The sequence below is a fragment of the Deltaproteobacteria bacterium genome (assembly GCA_016208165.1).
GTDB lineage: Bacteria > Desulfobacterota > Desulfarculia > JACQYL01 > JACQYL01 > JACQYL01.
Genome location: JACQYL010000107.1, coordinates 1 through 19445, shown reverse-complemented (window position 1 = coordinate 19445; position 19445 = coordinate 1). Strand labels below are relative to the sequence as shown.

At 56.5% G+C, this 19445-nt stretch carries 18 protein-coding genes; 4 read left to right on the top strand and 14 right to left on the bottom strand.

Annotated features, from left to right (window positions below; genetic code table 11):
• Positions 1-702, bottom strand: a 702-nt coding sequence (locus HY788_19550; GenBank protein ID MBI4776343.1) for a protein-L-isoaspartate(D-aspartate) O-methyltransferase, incomplete at its 3' end; no start/stop codon positions are given.
• A 194-nt stretch (positions 703-896) separates the two neighbouring features.
• On the opposite strand from HY788_19550, the gene HY788_19545 reads away from it, so the two are divergent.
• The 4 genes from HY788_19545 (at position 897) to HY788_19530 (ending at position 4716) form a co-directional block, all read left to right on the top strand.
• Positions 897-1484 (top strand): TetR/AcrR family transcriptional regulator, encoded by a 588-nt coding sequence (locus HY788_19545; GenBank protein MBI4776342.1) that lies wholly within the window; start codon positions 897-899, stop codon positions 1482-1484.
• Entirely contained in the window at positions 1484-2218 is a 735-nt protein-coding gene (gene mqnB / locus HY788_19540) for a futalosine hydrolase (protein MBI4776341.1), read from the top strand. Before HY788_19545 ends, mqnB begins: the two co-directional genes overlap by 1 nt.
• Positions 2219-2307: 89 nt before the next feature.
• Complete coding sequence (locus HY788_19535) at positions 2308-3150, top strand: 1,4-dihydroxy-6-naphthoate synthase (GenBank protein MBI4776340.1); 843 nt, start codon at positions 2308-2310, stop codon at positions 3148-3150.
• A gap of 603 nt (positions 3151-3753) precedes the next feature.
• Positions 3754-4716: a thioredoxin family protein gene (locus HY788_19530; protein MBI4776339.1), complete on the top strand. Its 963-nt coding sequence runs from the start codon at positions 3754-3756 to the stop codon at positions 4714-4716.
• Between the two features lie 183 nt (positions 4717-4899).
• Here HY788_19530 and HY788_19525 read toward each other — a convergent pair whose 3' ends face one another.
• The 13 genes from HY788_19525 to HY788_19465 form a co-directional block, all read right to left on the bottom strand.
• Positions 4900-5775 (bottom strand): UbiA family prenyltransferase, encoded by an 876-nt coding sequence (locus tag HY788_19525; protein ID MBI4776338.1) that lies wholly within the window; start codon positions 5773-5775, stop codon positions 4900-4902.
• A 341-nt stretch (positions 5776-6116) separates the two neighbouring features.
• Positions 6117-8288: a hypothetical protein gene (locus HY788_19520; protein MBI4776337.1), complete on the bottom strand. Its 2172-nt coding sequence runs from the start codon at positions 8286-8288 to the stop codon at positions 6117-6119.
• A gap of 41 nt (positions 8289-8329) precedes the next feature.
• Positions 8330-9667: a DNA repair protein RadA gene (radA, locus tag HY788_19515; GenBank protein ID MBI4776336.1), complete on the bottom strand. Its 1338-nt coding sequence runs from the start codon at positions 9665-9667 to the stop codon at positions 8330-8332.
• A gap of 612 nt (positions 9668-10279) precedes the next feature.
• Positions 10280-11017 carry a 3-deoxy-manno-octulosonate cytidylyltransferase gene (gene kdsB / locus HY788_19510; GenBank protein ID MBI4776335.1) on the bottom strand — a complete coding sequence of 246 codons (738 nt, stop codon included), beginning with the start codon at positions 11015-11017 and terminating at the stop codon, positions 10280-10282.
• A gap of 66 nt (positions 11018-11083) precedes the next feature.
• Positions 11084-12283: a DegT/DnrJ/EryC1/StrS family aminotransferase gene (locus HY788_19505; protein MBI4776334.1), complete on the bottom strand. Its 1200-nt coding sequence runs from the start codon at positions 12281-12283 to the stop codon at positions 11084-11086.
• 9 nt (positions 12284-12292) lie between these two features.
• Positions 12293-13447 (bottom strand): iron-containing alcohol dehydrogenase, encoded by a 1155-nt coding sequence (locus HY788_19500; protein MBI4776333.1) that lies wholly within the window; start codon positions 13445-13447, stop codon positions 12293-12295.
• A gap of 102 nt (positions 13448-13549) precedes the next feature.
• Positions 13550-13930, bottom strand: coding sequence for a 6-carboxytetrahydropterin synthase QueD (gene queD, locus HY788_19495; protein MBI4776332.1), 381 nt, complete (start codon positions 13928-13930; stop codon positions 13550-13552).
• A 122-nt stretch (positions 13931-14052) separates the two neighbouring features.
• On the bottom strand, positions 14053-14301 hold the full coding sequence (locus HY788_19490; protein MBI4776331.1) for a hypothetical protein: 249 nt from the start codon (positions 14299-14301) through the stop codon (positions 14053-14055).
• A 90-nt stretch (positions 14302-14391) separates the two neighbouring features.
• Positions 14392-15066 (bottom strand): membrane integrity-associated transporter subunit PqiC, encoded by a 675-nt coding sequence (locus HY788_19485; GenBank protein ID MBI4776330.1) that lies wholly within the window; start codon positions 15064-15066, stop codon positions 14392-14394.
• A gap of 10 nt (positions 15067-15076) precedes the next feature.
• Positions 15077-16039, bottom strand: coding sequence for an MCE family protein (locus HY788_19480; GenBank protein ID MBI4776329.1), 963 nt, complete (start codon positions 16037-16039; stop codon positions 15077-15079).
• 180 nt (positions 16040-16219) lie between these two features.
• The gene (locus HY788_19475) at positions 16220-16984 is read right to left on the bottom strand and encodes an ATP-binding cassette domain-containing protein (protein ID MBI4776328.1); all 765 of its coding nucleotides are present in this window, start codon (positions 16982-16984) and stop codon (positions 16220-16222) included.
• Positions 16975-18117, bottom strand: coding sequence for an MlaE family lipid ABC transporter permease subunit (locus tag HY788_19470; GenBank protein ID MBI4776327.1), 1143 nt, complete (start codon positions 18115-18117; stop codon positions 16975-16977). The genes HY788_19475 and HY788_19470 overlap by 10 nt, the downstream gene beginning before the upstream one ends.
• Before the next feature lie 42 nt (positions 18118-18159).
• On the bottom strand, positions 18160-19206 hold the full coding sequence (locus HY788_19465) for a divergent polysaccharide deacetylase family protein (protein ID MBI4776326.1): 1047 nt from the start codon (positions 19204-19206) through the stop codon (positions 18160-18162).
• Positions 19207-19445: the final 239 nt, after the last annotated feature.

Genomic DNA, 19445 nt, shown 5'->3' with positions numbered 1-19445 from the left:
CATGGGCACGAAACGCACGGGCAGCAAACTCTTCTCGACTACCTCGTCCTGTTTCTTTTCGATCAATACCAGTTCTTGAATCAGAGTCCCAACCGGGACCACCAGTCGTCCGCCGGTCTTCAACTGTTCCACTAGTTTTGGCGGCACTTCCGGAGGTGCGGCCGTCACAATAATGGCGTCAAAGGGCGCCTCCTCCGGCCATCCCTTGTACCCGTCTCCGTATCGAACCGTCACATTCCCATAGCCCAGTCCTTTCAAGAGGTCCCGAGCTCGCTCGGCCAGTGGTTTCACGATTTCTATCGTAAACAGGTGCTTGCAGAGTCCGGAAAGTACGGCGGCCTGGTATCCCGATCCCGTCCCGATTTCCAGTACCTTTTCATGACCCTCGAGTTTCAGCTTTTCCGTCATAAGGGCCACAATGTACGGCTGGGAGATGGTCTGGTTGTAGCCTATGGGGAGCGGATAATCCTGGTAGGCCGACCGCCTCAGCTCTTCCGGAACGAACAGGTGGCGCGGCACCTCTCGCATGACCTGCAAAACCTTCGGGTCGCTGACGCCTCTGCCCTCGATCTGTCTGAGCACCATCGCCTCCCGTTCGATGGAGTAACGATCCGCCATTACCGGTGTAGCCTGAGCCAGCAAACCCATAAATACCAGTATGATGCCTGCCCTGACCGTCCTTCCCTTTCGATGTCCCAGCATAATGCCCCCTTTGTGTGAATCTCCGCAGTCCGTATGTTTCGGATCCTGCGGAAGCGAACTGATCAAAACGATTCGCTTGGTTTTTGGCTGTCTTCTCCAACTATTTTAGTTATAGTATTTCAATGAATACACAGATTTTTTACACTGTTTCAAAAACCTTTCAAAATTTGGAGCCGAGTAAACAGAAGCGCATCATGAAAGCGGCCGTATCGGAGTTCTCCGATAACGGCTTTAAAGGGGCCAGTGTCAATCGGCTCGCGACCACCCTCGGCATATCCAAGGGCTCCATATTTCAGTATTTTCGAAACAAGAATGGTCTCTTCCTTTTCGTTTTCGAACATGCGATCCTCACGGTGAAGGATTATCTGAAGCGTGTGCGCTCCGAAACCGAGGACCTGGATGTATTCGAGCGGATCCGGGAGACCCTTCTGGCCGGCGTGGCGTTTGTGCGAAAGAATCCTAAGGTGTTCAACGTGTATCTTCGCATTGTGCATGAGCGCTCCATACCTATGCGTGGAGAGCTCATCCATGCCGTTCGGGCCTTATCCCTTGAATATCTCCACTCCATGTTAGAGGAGGGGCAAAAACGGGGAGAGCTTCGGCCGGATGTGAATCTCAAAAGGACGGCCTTCTTTCTGGACGCCATTCTGGATCGCTTTCTCCAGGCTTATAACGTGCCTCATTTGGATGGGGGCCTCGACGTGTTTCACGCGGCTGAGGACGCTGTAAACCAATGGGCGGACGAACTGGTTGAGCTTTTGAGGTCCGGTTTGGGGAAGTGATGCGCATCGATTTTCTCATCCTCGGAGCCACGTCTTTGGAGCTGTCCCTCGTCCGATCCGCCCTTTCGTCTTCCGTAACCGGCGAACCGGGGCCCTGGTCCGCACAAACGGGCCGCATCGAACATCGTTCCGTGGCCGTGGTCGAGACAGGGATCGGCATGGTGAACAGCGCTGCGGGACTGACTTTCATCTTAACCAGGCACCGCCCTGCGCTCATATTGATGCTCGGATGCGCCGGAGCCTATCCCGAAAGTGGATTGGATCTCTGTGACCTTGCGGTCGCCTCCGAGGAGATCTATGGCGAGACGGGAATCCGGACCCGGCGAAAATGGAAGGATTGGCAACACACCGGGTTGCCCCTGCTGGAAGAGGATGGACATTGTTATTACAACCGTTTCCCTGTGGACCCTGATTGGAGGGACCGAGCGCTTCGCGTCGCGCAACAAACGCTCTCGCCGGATTCACATGTCTCGAGCGGTCCTTTCCTAACGGTTTCCCAGGTCAGCGCGGACGCTTGGGCCGCCCGCCGCATGGCGCTCCGCTTTAAGGGGACCGTGGCCGAAAACATGGAAGGCGCCGCTGCGGCGCACGTGGCTCTCCGATTCGGCATTCCGTTCCTGGAAGTGCGGGGCATCAGTAATTCAGCCGGGAACAGAAACAAACAGAACTGGAAGCTCCGGGAGGCGGCGCAACAAAGCGAAAGGGTCGCATTAAGCCTCATTGGATCCTACTGAAATCGGATGACGCCCTCAACCATTGTCTCGTACAATCACCTCGGTAAAGCATAATGACAGACCTGAACCCGAACTTAGTGGAGTCTCGAATGCCCCGGATATCAGAACTTTCCCTCGGGTTTTCAGGATGTCCCAACGATACGGCGGTGTTCTACGCCCTTGTCAGCAAGAGGATCGAGCTGCCGGGGATCCGCTTCCTGGAGCGCATTCGCGATGTGGAAGAACTGAATCGAAGTTGCCTCCAAGGCATTCTGGATGTGAGTAAAGTATCCTTTCATGCCGTAGGCCATCTGATCCCCCAGTATGCCCTTTTGCGATCCGGCGCGGCTTTGGGAAGGGGCTGCGGTCCCCTCATCGTGTCACGGCCGGGCCGCAGTCTGGACGAACTGCATCTGGGGCGGGTGGCGGTCCCCGGGGTATACACGACGGCTCAGCTGCTCCTGAATCTGTTCTCCAAAGAACGCTGCCGAGAAACGCCCATGCTGTTCAGCGACATCCTACTCGCCGTTGCGGAAGGAACGGTCGACTACGGCTTGATCATACATGAGGGCCGGTTTACTTACGGGGGCTACGGGTTGGTCGCTCTCCAGGATTTGGGTAACTGGTGGGAAAAAGAAACCGGGCTTCCCATCCCCCTCGGCGGCATTGTAATAAAGAGATCCCACGGCGCCGCGCTGGCCGGATCCGTCGAAGCGGCCATCCGACAGAGTCTGGCCTATTACCATTCCCATCCCGGGGAGGCCGGTGCGTTCATCAGAGAACACGCACAAGAAATGGACGACGAGGTGACCCGCCGGCACATCGAATTGTATGTGACCGCGGAGACGATGGCGCTCAGCGAAGAGGGTGAGGAGGCCGTGCGCGTGCTCTTGGCCCGCGCCCGGGAGAGGCGTTTGATTCCCGACAGTAGAGATCCGCTGTTCTTGACTTGAACTCGCGACCCGAACCTTTCCTCAGAAAACGCAAACACCAGCCGGCGCAGGCCACGTTTGTCCGGTTTCCTTGCTCAACCCAACGTCCTTGTAAGCCGCTCCCCGGAGGCCTTGTACAAAAAAACACCCGCGGACCGTCAGGCAATCCGCGGGTATTGTGTGGTTTTAAACGAGGGTTACTGTGCTACACGTGTTAAGGGGTTTAAGGTTGGGTTCGAATGTCGCCTATTTTCCGCGCCTCTGGTTGCCTGATTTATGTTTGTGCTGAAGGTTTCCTCTCCAACAGGGCCGTCTATCTTGTGGCTTCCGGAAATGTCGTTTTTTTTCAGTGCGAATCTCTTCTTCGATTTTTAGATTCGTTATTGAGATCCTCTGCAAAAAGATGCACGCACATCCTAGAAGCTCTTGCTGTCGACACCCGCTCGTCGCGGTGACGTTCATTCGATTTATTGGAAAGCTCCCGTTTCGTCTGAATCCTATAAAAAGGGCCGGCAACCGTCTGCAGACTTGATGACCTGCCTTTGTATTTGATATCGTCACGTTGGCGAAAAACTTTAGCACGAAAATAATTTTTGAACGCGGTATCGGCGACACGAGTAACGCATGACATCAGAAGAAGAAAAACGGCTTCGGGACCTGGACGCACGTCTCTCGGGAGAGGTCTCGATACAATTGCAGGCTACGGACGACAGTCGATCGGCCCTATTTCGGGCATTCTGCGAAGAACTCACCGATGCGGCGCCCAAAGTTCGGGTGTTCGAGGAACGTCGTGACGAGAGGACCGCTCCTCGGATGCGAATCAACCCCGGCCTGCACTACCATGCGCTTCCCCTGGGCGCGGAGCTGGAGCCCTTTTTGCAGGCTTTGACCTATCTTGACGGACAGCCGCCACCGGGGCCGCTCCCTTTTCAGGATGAGATCGACGCCATGGCATTTTCAGCGGACCTGCGCTTGTATGTGGCGCCGCAATGCCGTTTCTGCCCCTCCGTGGTGCGTCAACTGCTTCCCCTACCCTTCAGCAGCCCCCGTATTCAGCTCGCGATCATCGACGGACTTCTGTTTCCCGAAATGGCTGAAGAGCACAAGATCCAATCCGTTCCCACCGTTATTCTGGACGGCGAGTTCCGCTGGACCGGCTCGCTGAACATGCAGGAACTGGTTAGCGTCCTGCTGAACAGGGACCCGGCCCGATTGACCCTGTCTTCCCTCGAAAACATGATGACAGAAGGAAACGCCGGCCAATTGGCCGCCCTGATCCTGAAAGCCGGCGCGCTCTTCCCGACGTTTATCGAGCTTTTGACTCACCCGCATTTTTCCGTGCGTCTGGGCGCTATGGTTGTCATGGAAGAGCTGATCGAACGGAATCCCGAGGTGGCGATTCAGACCGTCCGGCCGCTCTGGGAGCGTTTTCCCCAAGCCGACCCCCAGATTCAGGGCGATATCCTCTATGTGTTGGGAGAGCTCGGGGCTCGGGACATGGTTTCGAACATCGGGGAAGTGCTGAACGGAGACTATGACGTTGAGGTGAAAGAGGCCGCGCGGGAAGCGTTGGAAAAGATCCGGTAGGCGTTGAGGAGGGGACCCTTCTATTCGGGCGCCCCTTCGCCCGATGAACCCCAAAAGGGGTATGCGTTGAAGACCTCCCCTCTTATGAATGGCGCGCCATGCGCGCCCAACTCTGAAAAACCGCCCGCAGTACGTGGTCCTTCCCTGCCCTGATTTCGGTTACCTCCGGAAAACGCCAGGGGGTTAGGAAGAAAAAACCTTATCCCCCAGGACCCCAAGGAACAGGACCACGCTCACCCAGCTGTTCACCGTAAAGAAGGCCGTACCCACTCGGCTCAGATCATGGGGCTTCACCAGCAGATGTTCGTATACCAGGAGAACGCCAACCCCAACGATACCGACAAAATACAGCACTCCCAACCCCAATACTAGGCCCGCCCCGGCAAGGCAGCACCAGGCCAGCGCATGGAGCAGTCTGGACAGTTGAAGCGCCCGCTTCCGTCCCAGGGTCGCGGGAATGGAAAACAGCCCCACCTCGCGGTCAAACTCGACGTCCATGCAGGCGTACAGCACGTCAAATCCGGCGACCCAAAAGAGGACGCCGGGTGACAGAGCCGCCGCCTTCCAATCGAACCGACCCGTCACCGCGAGCCATCCCCCGAATGGGGCCAGGGCCAGCGCTAGCCCCAGAAACAAGTGACACAATGTTGTAAACCGTTTGGTGTACGAGTAGAGCAGCAAAATGGCCAGAGCGGGAAACGACAAAACGAAACAGAGCGTATTCAGCAGATACGCGGATACGAAGTAGAGAAGCGAGGCCCCGGCTATAAAGGCCAGTCCCAAGCCGACGGAAATCAACCCCGTGGGTAGGGCGCGGTCTCTGGTGCGGGGATTGCGCGCGTCCAGGGTCGCGTCCGCAACCCGATTGAACGCCATGGCCGCGCTCCTGGCGCCCACCATGGCCACCAGAACCAGCAACACCGTCCTGATACTCGGCCAGGTCTCGTGTGCAAGCAGCACCCCGGCAAAGGCCAGGGGTAATGCAAACAACGTATGCTCGAATTTGATCATCTCGAGTATGATACGCAAACGGCGCCATACTCCGGTACTCGGTTGCATGAACGGGATTATACCAAAAGCATGTTGAAAAGCCATGGATCGGCGGCCGGGCGCCTCACATTTCCCCTCCTGCCCACCGCGGAACAAGGCGATAGGGCGAGCCCGGCAAGCCCAATCCAGCATAACTACACATAGTTGTTGGGTTTCGTTCCCCAACCTAACCTGCCCTCCCTATTCGAGCTTATCCATTTCCCGCTGGTTCAAAAACCGGATATCCTTCAGAGGGAAAACGCCTCGCACGCAGTGCGTGGCGTCTGTCGAGCATTTTTCGCAGGGGGTCCGGGGGACGGCTTTTTGAAAAAAAGGAGTCCCCCGGACGATATTTCGTTATTATTTAAACTCTACTCCGCATCCGGAAAGCACAAATCCACCTGCGACGTGTCCGAGAAACCGGGCAGGCTCGCTGTGAGGCTGCCCTGGGAGCCGTCCGTGGCGTCCAGCTCCAGAAGATAGTTCCTGTCCAGCAGGTCTTTGGTGCATTGGATTCCGTCCGAGTAGTCTTCATCCAGGAAGGCGGTCAGTTCGCCTCCGGCAAGGGCCACCACCACAGCGGAACCGGTCTGGTATTTCTGGAGATAGAACTTGAGGCCCTCGTCCGTTCCGGCCCACCAGATGCCGTTTTGGGCTATGGATGTTCCCGAATCGGAGATATCCTCATATTTGAGGGCCACCGCATACGTTCCGGACACGCCGGGCAGGTCCGCCGTCAAGGAACCCTGGGAGCCGTCGGATACGTTTAAGGTAATGGACCGGCCCTGTCCGAGCAGGTCGTTGTCGCACTGGACTCCGTCTTTGTAGTTCGAGTCCAGAAAGGCGGTGATGGTGTTGGAGGTCATGGTCAGGACCACGCACGAACCGGCTTGGTATTTCTGAAGGTAAAAGCTGAAGGTTTCGTTCAGGTCTTTCCAGATCCCGTTGGCCGGCGCGTTGGCTCCTCCGCAGTACTCGGCGGGGCATGGATTTCCTAAGTATTCCCAGACATATGACGTCAGGGTCAAAGGACCGCCGTAGCGGCCCGTGCCCTGTCCGCAGAAACCCCGCCGGCCGTTGACCCCGTGACGATTGTACGAGGCCATTCTGGTTTTGATGGCGGATTCATTGGGCCAGGGCCACAGCGATTCGCCGGTGAGCGTGTTCCATCCGGTTTCACCATACAGGGTTCCGGACACTCCCAGCCGTTCCACGATGCAGGCCCCCACCTGGGCTCCGGATAGGCCCGCGCTCGCGAGGGCGGATCCGTCCTCCACACGAATCAGGTATGTGAGCCCTTCGATGAGCGGGTTCAGGTTCGTCACGTCACCCGTTCCCGGAGCGGTCCCGTTGTAATCCGTGTCATTGTAAAGCACATTATAGGAATGGGGACCGGTGACACGATCCAGCCCGATCCGGTTATTCATCAATAGGTTATTCAAAACGCTCGTGAACGAGCCTTCCACCCCGGCCACACCGGCCCCCTGATAGTCGCCCGTCCCCATAACGTTTCCGATCGTGTTGTTCACCACATACACGTTGGCGTGCTCACCGAAGCCCAGCACGCCGAAGGTCGAATGTTCGTTGAACCAGGCGGCGTTATTCCGAAAAACAATGGACCCCCGGTCTCCCGGCGAGAAACTGGCCGCCTGCCCTCCTTCGTTCACAGTCACGCACCCCACCGCGCTGAAGTTCGAAGCGCCGTTGGTGGTAAAGAAGACCGCATCCGCGATCCAGTCGTCGTCCTGTACGTTGTGTTCGTCCTCGACGTGAACCCCATCGAGGGATATGCAATTCTGAAAATAGGTGTTGTCCGCCCAATAGGCCACAAACGAAGCGTAATGGTTGGCCTGATGATCCGGATAGTAATGCACGTCCCGTCTCGAGACGCACCGGCGAACCACGTTGTATTGGGAGCGTGTATAGTCGTCGTATTCTCCCACGAACACGTAGCTGTACGCGCTCCGCCCCCAGGCGGCGCATCCCTCCACCAGGCAGTATTTCGAGTTGTAAAACCAGAAGTGGCCGAAATACGCTTCCTCGGAAACGCAGTTCAACACCTTGATATGGCGGCAATCCTGCGCCCTGAAGTTCGCGCCGCCGTTAAGAGGTCCCGCGTTCCGGAAATGAAGATTTTCAAAGATCAGATAAGCCGCATTCTCCCACAGGAACACGGGCCGATAAGTGTCCTCCCCGTCAATCACCGCCCCCAGATAGTGTTCGGCTTCGATGGTAATGTACTTTCCGGGTTCTCCCGAGGGCATACCGTCGTACCCGCCGAATTCTCCGCTGATGTTGTTTTCTTCGCCCGTGTACACGCCGTCCCGAACAACGAGGGTGTCGCCCGGTTCCAATCCGGAAAGTCCTTTCTTTATGGTTCGCCATGGAGACCCGGAAGAACCGTTCCCGGACGCGTCGTTACCGCTCGTTCCATCCACGTAATAGGTTTCGGCAAAGGCGGAAGGATTCCAGAGAAAAAGACAGAGCGCGAGCAACAGGACTTCGGCGCCAGGGCGGAGACGCCTGATGTTCTTTCTAGTCATCGATCCCTCCCCCCGGAACATAACGTGAAAAGCTTTTATCTCTAGTCGAACCAGTGCTTCAGGGCCTCGCTCAACGTTTCCACGCCGATGAGCTTCAAACCCTTTGTCTTGCCGGCGCGGGAGCCGTTGGAAGCAGGCAGAAAACAGCGACGGAACCCCATCTTTTCCGCCTCTTTCAGCCGAAGGTCCGTCTGGGAAACGGCCCGGATCTCCCCGCTCAGCCCGATCTCACCCAGCATGACGGTGTCCGGGGAAATGGGACGTTCGAGGCAGCTCGAAGCAATAGCGCCCGCCAGCCCCAGATCCAAGGCCGGCTCGTCCGCCTTGACGCCTCCGGCCACATTGAGAAAAAGGTCCTGGCCCGTGAGCTGCAATCCGGCTTTTCTCTCGAGCACCGCCACGAGCAGAGACACGCGGGCCGAATCCACACCGATGGTGACCCGACGGGGCACGCCCAGCGGACTGGGTGTGACCAGAGCCTGCAATTCCAGCAGAATGGGTCGTGTTCCGCCCATGCAGGGAACCACCACGCTTCCGGGCACATTGAGCGGACGCTCGGCCAGAAACAACTGAGAGGGATTCGAAACTTCCGCGAGACCGGAATCTTTCATCTCGAAAACGCCGATCTCGTTGGTCGATCCGAACCGGTTCTTGACGGCTCGCAGTATACGCAACGCGTGGCCCCGATCCCCTTCAAAATACAGGACCGTGTCCACCATATGTTCGAGCACGCGGGGCCCGGCGATGGCGCCCTCTTTGGTCACATGGCCCACAAGGAACACTGGGATGCCCGTCTGTTTCGAGAGGGAAACAAACCTCGAGGACACGTCCCGAACCTGGCTCAAACTGCCCGGGGCGGAGTTGTTGCCTTCGGCGTACATGGTTTGGATGGAATCGATCACCACCACGTTGGGGCGATGCTCGTCCACCAGGGCGCGAATCCGCTTCTGATACGTTTCGGTGAGCACCAATATGGGCAGCGTGTCGAACTTCAGGCGTACGCTGCGCATTTTGATCTGCTGCACCGATTCTTCTCCGGAAACGTACAGCGTCTTGAGGCCCTGCTTTTGAAATTGGGCCAAGGTCTGCAACATGAGCGTCGATTTCCCGATGCCGGGGTCGCCGCCCACCAGAATCGTCGATCCCGGTACAAGGCCGCCTCCCAGGACCCGGTCCAGTTCGCTGATTCCACAGGTGAGCCGGTTTTCGCTGTCAATGGTTACTTCGCTGAGAACTTGCAGGGGCAGGTTAAAAGGCGTGTTGGAAGAGGAAGATTCGACCTTTTCCGTGTCTTCTACAAAGGTCTGGAAAGACTCGCAGCCGGGGCATTTGCCCAGCCATTTGGGCGCGCGATATCCGCAGTTTTCGCAAGAGTACATAACGTGTAAGTATCCACGGGAGAGAAACTTTTGAAAAAGTTTCCCTCCCGAACCCTCCTTTCAAAACCCTTCAAGCAGGCCTCACCGCCTATCGGCGGAGAGGCGGTGAGAAATGCCGGACGGGGGGCGCACAAAGGGACAAATCCGAAAAACGTGCGGACTGCATCCCAGGGTTACTCTGAACGCCTACACCCAGTGAACAGGGACCATAATACGTACTTCGGCCCCGCGTTTTGAAAAGGGGTTGCGTTCACGGGGTATCAGGAGAATCCTTTTGGGATGCATTTGTAATTGTCTCAAATGGGTGTAACGGAGGGGTGGCGTGGACAACTCGTTGTCCACGTTGCGCAGCAACAAGAGGTCGCACCCGGCGTATGTCGTCACACAGCCCTGCGATTCAGGACGTACAGCCACCTCCTGTCCTTCGGACCCGGACAACAAGTTGTCCGGGCCACCCCTCCATCATTGATCGAGCCCTAAAGCCGAGGCCGGTGAAACGAACCGGAAATGCCCTTCTTTTATTACAGCCAACATTGTTCCTCGACAGGCAAGGGCTTCTTACCACCCTGTGAACAGGTACTGAAAAAACCTCCCGGACCCGGCCTCCGGAATTTACCGCCCGTTCAGGATACGCTCGACTTTGCGTGCGTCGGCGGGAGTGTCCACTTCAAGCGAATCCAGATGCGAGATGACGATCCGGATGACGGCTCCATGATCGAGGGCCCTGAGTTGCTCGAGCTTCTCGATTTCCTCCAGGGTGGAGGTCGGCCATTGGCTGAAGGTGCGCAGGAAATGACGCCTGTACCCATAAATGCCATGATGTTTGTAATAATCCACGGTTCCCGCCGAATCCCGGCGATGGGGAATGGTGGCCCTGGAAAAGTACAGCGCACTGCCCGCCCGGTCAAACACGGTCTTTACAATGTTCGGGTCATCGATCTCCGCAGGATTTGTGATCCTGTGAATGAGCGTAGACATGGGAAGGTCCGGGTCTTCAGCCAGCGGCCCGAGCACCTGGTCGATCTGTATCGGCTCGAATAGGGGTTGGTCTCCCTGGATGTTCACCACGAGTTCGTGGTCATCCAAGCCCAGAAGGTCCGCCGCTTCGGCCACCCGGTCCGTGCCGGATCGTTGACGCGCCGATGTGAGGACGGCCTCTCCTCCGAACTTGCGGGCGGCTTCCATGATCCGTTCGTCGTCCGTGGCCAGGCACACGCGCCGGGCCGTAGCACTGCGGCAAGCCCGCTCGTACACGTGCTGAATCATGGGCTTCCCTGCTATGGAAGCCAGGGCCTTTCCCTCAAATCGAGTGGACCCATATCGGGCCGGTATGATAACGACCGCCTGCATGTTGTTGACGAACCCAACCTGACAAAGATTGAAAGCCGCGTTGAAACCCAACAACCTCAATCCACTTTAGAGCACTTTCGACGCTTGCTTGACCGCCTTTGTTATCTTTGCGATTTCCCCGTCCATGAAGTTGCTGATGGGAATCACCAAGGTCCGGCTCATAATCGCATTGGACTTTGGCAGCGCGTCCGGGGGATACCCGAGGCGCTCGCTGCCGTGGGCTCCGATGAACGGCCAGCCCGATTGGATGACGGTTTTTTTCCCGATGAGATGTTCCCACTTGCGGTAGAAGTGCCAACTGTTCTCGAAGAAGTAAATGCAGCCTGCATTGTTCTCCGCCATGGCCGTATTGAATGTTCTGGCCTGTTCGTCCGAAGGGAGCGAAAAGCTCAGAAACGTGGCCGTGTCACCCGAGGGGTCCGGTAAGCGCCGAAAAGCGACACCCGGCGCCGTCTCCAGCGCTTGACGCAAGGCCGCCTTGTTGGCCCGTTGTCTCCTGAGGATTTCATCCAGTTTGGCCAACTGAGCCAGTCCCATGGCCCCCTGAAGCTCCATCATCCGGTAGTTCATCCCGAAGAACCGGCGCTTTTCGAGCCCTCGGCCCACGGTCGGATCATGGTCGTGACCGTGGTCGTGATACTCACACGCGTTGACGTAAACCGCTTCGTCGTCCGTGATGATCATCCCACCTTCCCCGGTGGTAATGGTTTTTACCGAATCGAAGGAAAAGGTGCCGAAAGCGCCAAAGGTCCCCAATGCCTTACCGTTCAAAGTTCCCCCGCACGCCTGGGCCGTATCTTCAATGACGGGTATTCCGGCCTCTCCGGCAACCTTCATGATAGGGATTATATCGGCCATGCCGCCCAGCATGTGCACCGGTATGATCGCTTTTGTCCTGGACGTGATCTTCTTCTTCAGATCCTCCGGATCCATGCACAAGGTATCATCGATTTCTGCGAACACAGGTACGGCGCCGCAGTCCAGAATGGCTTCCCAGGTGGCCACAAAAGTGAATCCCTGCGTGATCACTTCATCGCCGGGACCGATGCCCAGCGCCGCCAGAGCCACTTTCAGCGCTGCCGTACCCGAGGAAACCGCCAGAGCGTATTTGGCTCCGGTCCGCTCTGCAAAGGCGTCCTCGAACTCGGCCGTCTTGTAAACACCTCCGCGCTCCCGGTCGAATTCGTAGCGAAAAAGAACACCACGGGACAACACATCCAGAATTTGCTGTTTTTCCTCTTCTCCCAATAGCTCGAACCCGGGCATACCCACCTCCTAATACGCGTTCTTGTAGATCTCGACGGCGTCCTCGAAAAGCACCAGACGGGGATTATTGGCGATGGGCCGGGCCACTTTCATTGCCCCGACGGCCAATTCCTCGATAGCGTCTTCCGGGATGTCCAGATCCGTCAATCCTTCGGGAATGCCGATGTCTTCCGACAGGGCCAAAACCGCTTCCACCGCCGCAGCAGCCGCATCCCTTTGGGACAGATCGGCGCAGGGCTCGCCCAGGGCCCACGCCACATCCGAAAACCGATCCACGGAAGCCGGAACATTAAACTCCATCACATAAGGCAGCAACACGGCATTGGCGGTTCCGTGGTTGATGCCGAACAGTGCACCCAGGGGATAGGCCAGCGCGTGAACAGCCCCCACGCCCGCATTGGCCAGACCGAGACCCGCCAGGTAGCTTCCCAACAGCATGTTCGTTCTCGCCTCCAGATCGTCGCCATGGAATACGGCCTCGCGTAGATTGGCCCCGATCAAGCGGATGGCCTCGAGCGCATAGATATCGCTCACCGGATTGGCGTTCAAGGAAGTATAGGATTCAATTGCATGGGTCAGTGCGTCCATCCCGGTGAAGGCCGTCACATTTGAAGGACAACCCAACGTCAGTTCGGGATCCAGCAAAGCAAGATGAGGGTAGAGCTTTTCATCATTGATGCCGCCCTTGCTTTTCGATTCCCGCATGGTGAACACGGCCGTGAAGGTTACTTCGCTGCCTGTTCCGGCTGTGGTGGGAACCATGATGGTCGGCAGGCCGGGTCGTTTAACCAGTCCCAGACCGATGTAATCCCTCGCCTGACCGGGATTCTTGGCCAGCATGGCTACGGCTTTGGCCACGTCCATGGAGCTGCCGCCGCCCACACCTACCACCAGATCCGCGCCCAGTTCCATGGCCACGGCTGCACCCGCATCCGCTGAATTCGGAGACGGTTCCGGCTCAAGATCGCCGAACAGAACGGCTTCGATGCCGTTCGCCTTCAACGGAGCCATGACTCGATCCGGAAACTCCAAGCGACACAGTCCCTGATCCATGACCACAAGCACTTTCTTTGCTCCGAACTTCTCAATCTCTTCAGGAAGCGTGGAAATCGCGCCCGCACCGAACACCATCCTGCGAGCCCCTTGTATTTTAAATGACTGCATGATCTTTCTCCGATTTCTTGAGGGAATGATTCAAATTCCTGGGTGGAACATAGAAGGCGGTACTTCAGGTACGATGTAAGACGTCGGGTTTACAGCCCACGCTCATGCCGTCCCCTCTTCAAAATAGGCGGCCCGGGCATCCTCCGACTCCCATGCGGATACTTTGTGAACCTTCACACCCTCCCTGTTCAACTTCTCCGAAAGCTGTTTGTAGATATACTCGGCTATCCGTTCCGAGGAGGGATTCTCTATTTCAAAAGGCACCAGCTCGTTCAGATACTTGTGATCCAACCGGTCCAAAACCTCCTGGGTTGCGTTCTTCACCACCTTGAAATCCAATACCAGTCCGGCCTCATCGAGACGCTCGGATCGAACCCAAACCTCGATCTTCCAGTTGTGACCGTGCAGCGACTCGCACTTGCCACGGAAGTTCCTGAGACTATGAGCGGCAGCGAACGAATCTACGATTTTCAACTCATACATGTGTCGATTGTCCTCCACGACGCGAGGAAAAGGTGCTGAGAAAGCCCCTTGGCGTCTTCAAATCGTGGAACCGGTGACATGCATCCCCGATTCAAAACCACGTTCTTCCCGTGCCGCGTCACTCAGACGGGGTCCCCGGTGTAGGGTTTGCCGCAGACCAGGCATTTGCCGTTCTTACCGATCACGCCTATGCACGTCCCGTCACTGCAAAGCTTTCGACTCGAGAAATCTTCTTCCTGGATTTCTTCTTTCTGCTCCTCGGGGATCGGCTCGCCGCACCGGCAACAGAACTTACTCCCTATGGGGGAATGGGCGTTGCATTTGGGGCATACGACGTGGGGTAGTTCGTTTCCGCAATCAGGACACTTCATAGCTGACCTTTCTTTTTCACTTGGATGGGCTGTCCGGATGCAACCTCAAGCCTCTTGTACCTGCGGTTTCCATGCTTGTCAATATCAGGTTCATCGCGGGTTTCCAGGAACTTTGGATACATGTCGATCCGACGAATCCTCGGCCAATCGACGTTTCACCGCTGCGTGCAACTCCGGAATGAACGCCGCGGAGAATGCCTGCACCGCCTGGCTCATGGCCAGAACCACGGCCTTGGGTCTTTTTTCCGCGCAGATTTGTTGCTCCGTGTACGACCTCTGGAACAAGACGAGGCGCGTCACGTCCTGCGCTTCCTCGTCCAAAAGAGTCATCACCGCCGTGAATACGGCCGACCATGTTTCTTTCTGATCCAGCTCATAGAATTCCTCGATGTCCCCCTCCAATCGGAAACGGGCTTCCGCATCGGTGTCGGAACGCAGCACCAATCGAAAGGCCCCGGACGCGCGGAGGTCGCGAATCAGAAGATCCCTCACCATATCCGTGGGTGGCTCCCGCCACAGGTGGTATGCATACGTGTTTCGTTCGAAGGCATCCGCCCGATATACCATGGGCAGGCTGTTGTATAGGGCCGCGATATTGAAGCGAGATACCTTTACAGCCACGTCCAGGGTATCCAACGATTTCGTTATCGGAGGCGGATACTCCAACACATAATACGAGGTCTTCTCTCGAACCGGCGTGTAGGATGCGCATGCCGACATGAACATAACAGCCATCAGACAGGTTGCATACCTTGTAAACTTCATGGCAATACCCCTACCATCTTCGTTCAGGAGGAGGGTCGCTGAACAGGAGTTCGGAAGGCCGATCCTTCAACCGCTCGGAAAACTCGTTCAGATTCTGAAACATGGAGTCCATCTCGCCGGCAATTCGATCCAGTTTCCGTTCGAGGAGCCTGCTTTTTTGGTCTAAGCCCGTTAGGAGTCGCGCGCCGGCATCCGACATCGTATCCAGTTTGTCCATAAGACGGCCTAGACGGGTTTCCAAATTCAACGCGTCTACGCTTTTTTCAAATTCGAGAGTCAGGCTGCGCGCTTGCGCCAGGAGCGCATCGGCATTTTCCAGAGTGCCGGACAGATGAGGGTTTTGGGACAACGCTTTGAGCTCAGCCGCCGTAGTCGCGAGATCCGTGGCCATGGATCTCAATTTGGCGATGACGTCCTGCAAATCGGGGTTTGAAAGTAGATCGTTCGCATTGTTCACTACATCCTTGATGCCAATCACCAGGCTCTCAAGATCCAATTCACTGAACCTGGTGAAAACCTTGTCGATATCCTTGAAAAGCTGCCCCAACGCGGAAGGACGCGAAGGAATGACCGGTGCGGGTGTTGGAAACGGGAGATTCAGGGTGTACTTTTCCGCCTCCGGCGTCTCGATGCGCGCCAGTTCGATATAGCGGATCCCTGTAATACCCGCCTCTTTCAACTGAGCGCGGACATCCGACGTTATGCGTATCATCGAATCGATCTGAATCAGCACCTCGATGAGTCTGCCGTCCGGCGCCACCTCGATGCTCTTTACCCGTCCCACGTCAACTCCTCTGTACTTAACGGAGGAATCCACGCTGAGGCCGCTCACGGATTCGTCAAAGTACGTGGCGTACGTCATGGTTTTCTCGAACAACTGGGAAGTGCCCAACCAGATGACCGCCGCCAGACCGATCCCAATACCCGATAGCAGAAACAGGCCGACCCGAAATGAACTCGCTTTGGTTAGCATAACACCTATCCCGTTACTGTTCTCGCCCACTTTGCGAAAGCGGGCATGCCTGCTTTCATCGCCTCAATGCAGAAGCTGAAACGATGGGGCTCTCCAAGAGCCTGCGATCTGGTCGGATGGACGGCGTCCACAAGCATCGCAGCGTTGCGTTGCACGGATTCATCAGGCCGGCGCGGAACGTCACACTTCCCTCTGAAAGAAGCGCCGAACCCGTTCGTTCTCGCTCGCGTCTCTGAGTTCCTTTGGATTACCGGACGCCACCACGGTTTTCGATTCTTTATCCAACACGATGGCCCGATCAATGATATTGAAAATGCTGGCCAGATCATGGGTGACGATCACCATGGTCGTCTCGAGACTTTGATTCAGGGTCACGATCAGCTGATCCATCTCGGCGGCTGTGATGGGATCCAGACCGGCCGAAGGCTCGTCGAAAAACAGCAAAGCCGGATTCAAGGCCATGGCGCGGGCCAACGCGGTCCTCTTCTTCATACCCCCACTAAGTTCGCCGGGAAGATAGTCCTGATACCCGCTAAGATGGACGAGTTGGAGGTTCAGATGCACCATGGTATGCACGATTTCGGCGGGTAGATGCGTGTTTTCCTGAATGGGAAGCGCCACGTTCTCGGCCACGCTCATCGAGCTTAAAAGAGCTCCGGATTGATACAGCACGCCCATTTTCCGCGTCAGCCGCTCGAAAACCTTCTGGTCCTCCGCCACAAACTCCTCACCTTCGATAAACACTTTGCCCGCATACGGGCTCCGCAGTCCTATAAGGAGTTTCATTAGCGTACTCTTACCGCAACCGCTCCCGCCGAGTATGCCGAATATCTCCCCCCGGCGGACGTCGAAACCGACGTCACGGAAGATGACGTTTTCACCGTAGCGCGCCTCGAGCCCTTTCACGCGAATCACCGGAGGTGCTGCGTCCGTCGTCAATTCCATGCCTGAAGTCCGATGCGATACAAGGCGTTGGCCAGCACCACCAGGAAGATGCCCGTCACCACGGCGGAAGTTGTCTGCCGCCCCACGCCCTCCGCCCCCCCCTCGGTCTGAAATCCTCGAAGGCAACCCGAACCCGCGATCAGAACGGCGAAGATCATGCTCTTGATGCCGCCGTGAATCAGGTACCACAAATCGAGGGAAGAAAGGGTCTCGTTCATGTACCCCGCGTAGGACACATTCAACATGGCCACGCCCACGATCATACCTCCTATAACGCCCACGATATCCGAAAAAAGGGTCAGGAAGGGCATTACAACGATCATGGCCAGCAACTTGGGAACAGCGACAAACCGTGTGGGCGCCAGTCCCATGGTGGTCAATGCGTCCAGCTCTTCCGATACTTTCATGGTGCCGATCTCGGACGCAAAGGCCGACCCCGAACGACCCGCAACGATGATAGCGGTGATCAAGGGTCCCATTTCCTGCACCATAACCAAGCTTATGAGCTTGGACAGCAGGATCCCCACACCGTATGTCTGCAGGGATACGGCCCCCTGGAATCCCATGACCAGCCCCACCAGGAGGCTTATAAGCCCCACGATGGGAAGTGCGTCCACTCCGACCCGTTCCATGTTGCCGACCGTGTCGCCCCATCGCACTTTTCCGGGGTGACGCATGGAATGCAGAAGCGCAAAAGCCAATTCACCGACAAAGGTAATCTGAAACAGGACGTCTCGAACGATTCGGATGGTTGAGCCGCCGAGCCGTTCTATCAGGCCCGCGCTGCGTCTTCTTCCACAGACGGGACAGTCTTCCAAGTTTTCCCTGTCGACCAGACCCAGGAACCCACTGATTTGAAGGGAAGCGTTTTGTATGGAAAAGGTAGCGCCCTTGGCTTTGGCTTGCCGCTCAGCCGCCACCAGGACCGAGATGCCGGCGCCGTCCAGGTACGTTACGCCCGACAGATCCGCGTGCACGGCTTGGACCCGATGAACATCGATCTGATCCATCAGGGCTTGCAGGGATACTTCCGCGTTTTCCCTATCGAGCCGCCCCTGCATCATCAGGTAGAGACCATCCTTGGCGGATTCAACCCTAAGCGAGAAGTCGGACGCGGTACGTTGCGGATACACACCAAACATCTTCAGGTTCACCCCACTCGCATTTCAGGGTCCTCACGAAGGCTGACGAACGGCTTCAGTGATCGGCGCCAACTTGTATCCCATGGATTCGAGCCGTGGCACCACTTCCATCAGGACCTCTCTCGTAGCTTTCTTTGTTACATGGCCGATGGCTATGGGTACTGTGAAATTCCCGGTTTTTTCCAACAGTTGCTCCAAATTCGCGTGCACTTCTTCCCGGGTGCCGTCGTTGTCCAGAAAAGGCACAATTCGAGCCCCATAAGGGACTCCCGACAACTTGGCCATCCGGAATCCTACCGTGTCCTTCGCTGTCCAGCTATCCACAAAAAGCAGATTGCGTCGTTTCAGAAACGTCATGACCGAATCCATGGTTGCGGCATCCGCCGTTGCCGCGGAACCTTGATGATTGTTGATTCCGACGGCCCGGGGCAAAGAATCATGCCATTGTTCCAGCAGCGCGTGAATCCGTTCGGACGTATCCCCTTTGTGAATGTACTGTTTTTCCGTGCTCCCCGCGCGCCCTTCGAACGGGGCATGAATAAGGATTTCGTGGCCCAGGGATCCGGCCAGTTCCATGACTTCTCTCGAGAAGGGGCGATCCGGCAAGATGGCGACGGTTATGCCGGGGTCCAGCTCGAGGATTTCACGGACTTCCGAAGTCAGGTTAAACCCGAAGTCGTCCAGGATGATGCAGATCTTCTTAAAATGCTGTTTAGTTTCAGGTACTTGTACCGTATTTTCTTGGGGCGTTACCTCTATTTCCGTCTCTTTCTCCACCTTTATGGGAGGGAGGGAGGGACTTGGTGTCGGAATACTCTTTCTCGATATATGAGACGAAGGCTTCTTTGGGGGCGCCTTTTCCTCCGTCCTGGACCACTTCTCCACGTAAGGACGCACCCAGAAGCCGACGCCGAAGCAGATCAACATGAGCGAAAAAAGACCGAGATACGTGAACCAGGTCCAGGGAAACCCATTTTTCGAAGGCCTTTTCGTGCTTTTTCGTTTTCGTGCAGCTTTTGCCGGACCTGAAGTCTTCTTCCTTGTCGTATTTCGAGTGGGTGTTTTGCTTCGGGTCGCCAATAGAATCAGTCCTTGCCTGTTTACGTCAGGCCGAGCAAGCTCATTAAATCAACGTTTCGACACGGTCCGAGTTGAGTGTTGGACCCATGGTAGCATTGGATACATCGGTTTTACAACCAGGTAGGCTGTGGAAGTTGCATTAAAAGCAGGCAAATAAGGTACAAATCGGAGGTTCATGCCCGGATCGTAGGGGCGCGCGGCATGCCATGTCCCCGCGCCCCCACTTCCATAATTCTCTT

Coding starts and splice junctions, on each gene's coding strand:
- HY788_19545 (MBI4776342.1), top strand. CDS start 897: ATGAAAGCGGCCGTATCGGAGTTCTCCGATAACGGCTTTAAAGGGGCC.
- radA (MBI4776336.1), bottom strand. CDS start 9,667: ATGTACTCTTGCGAAAACTGCGGATATCGCGCGCCCAAATGGCTGGGC.
- HY788_19520 (MBI4776337.1), bottom strand. CDS start 8,288: ATGACTAGAAAGAACATCAGGCGTCTCCGCCCTGGCGCCGAAGTCCTG.
- HY788_19480 (MBI4776329.1), bottom strand. CDS start 16,039: ATGCTAACCAAAGCGAGTTCATTTCGGGTCGGCCTGTTTCTGCTATCG.
- queD (MBI4776332.1), bottom strand. CDS start 13,930: ATGTATGAGTTGAAAATCGTAGATTCGTTCGCTGCCGCTCATAGTCTC.
- HY788_19485 (MBI4776330.1), bottom strand. CDS start 15,066: ATGAAGTTTACAAGGTATGCAACCTGTCTGATGGCTGTTATGTTCATG.
- mqnB (MBI4776341.1), top strand. CDS start 1,484: ATGCGCATCGATTTTCTCATCCTCGGAGCCACGTCTTTGGAGCTGTCC.
- kdsB (MBI4776335.1), bottom strand. CDS start 11,017: ATGCAGGCGGTCGTTATCATACCGGCCCGATATGGGTCCACTCGATTT.
- HY788_19525 (MBI4776338.1), bottom strand. CDS start 5,775: ATGCAACCGAGTACCGGAGTATGGCGCCGTTTGCGTATCATACTCGAG.
- HY788_19475 (MBI4776328.1), bottom strand. CDS start 16,984: ATGGAATTGACGACGGACGCAGCACCTCCGGTGATTCGCGTGAAAGGG.
- HY788_19530 (MBI4776339.1), top strand. CDS start 3,754: ATGACATCAGAAGAAGAAAAACGGCTTCGGGACCTGGACGCACGTCTC.
- HY788_19500 (MBI4776333.1), bottom strand. CDS start 13,447: ATGCAGTCATTTAAAATACAAGGGGCTCGCAGGATGGTGTTCGGTGCG.
- HY788_19490 (MBI4776331.1), bottom strand. CDS start 14,301: ATGAAGTGTCCTGATTGCGGAAACGAACTACCCCACGTCGTATGCCCC.
- HY788_19505 (MBI4776334.1), bottom strand. CDS start 12,283: ATGCCCGGGTTCGAGCTATTGGGAGAAGAGGAAAAACAGCAAATTCTG.
- HY788_19535 (MBI4776340.1), top strand. CDS start 2,308: ATGCCCCGGATATCAGAACTTTCCCTCGGGTTTTCAGGATGTCCCAAC.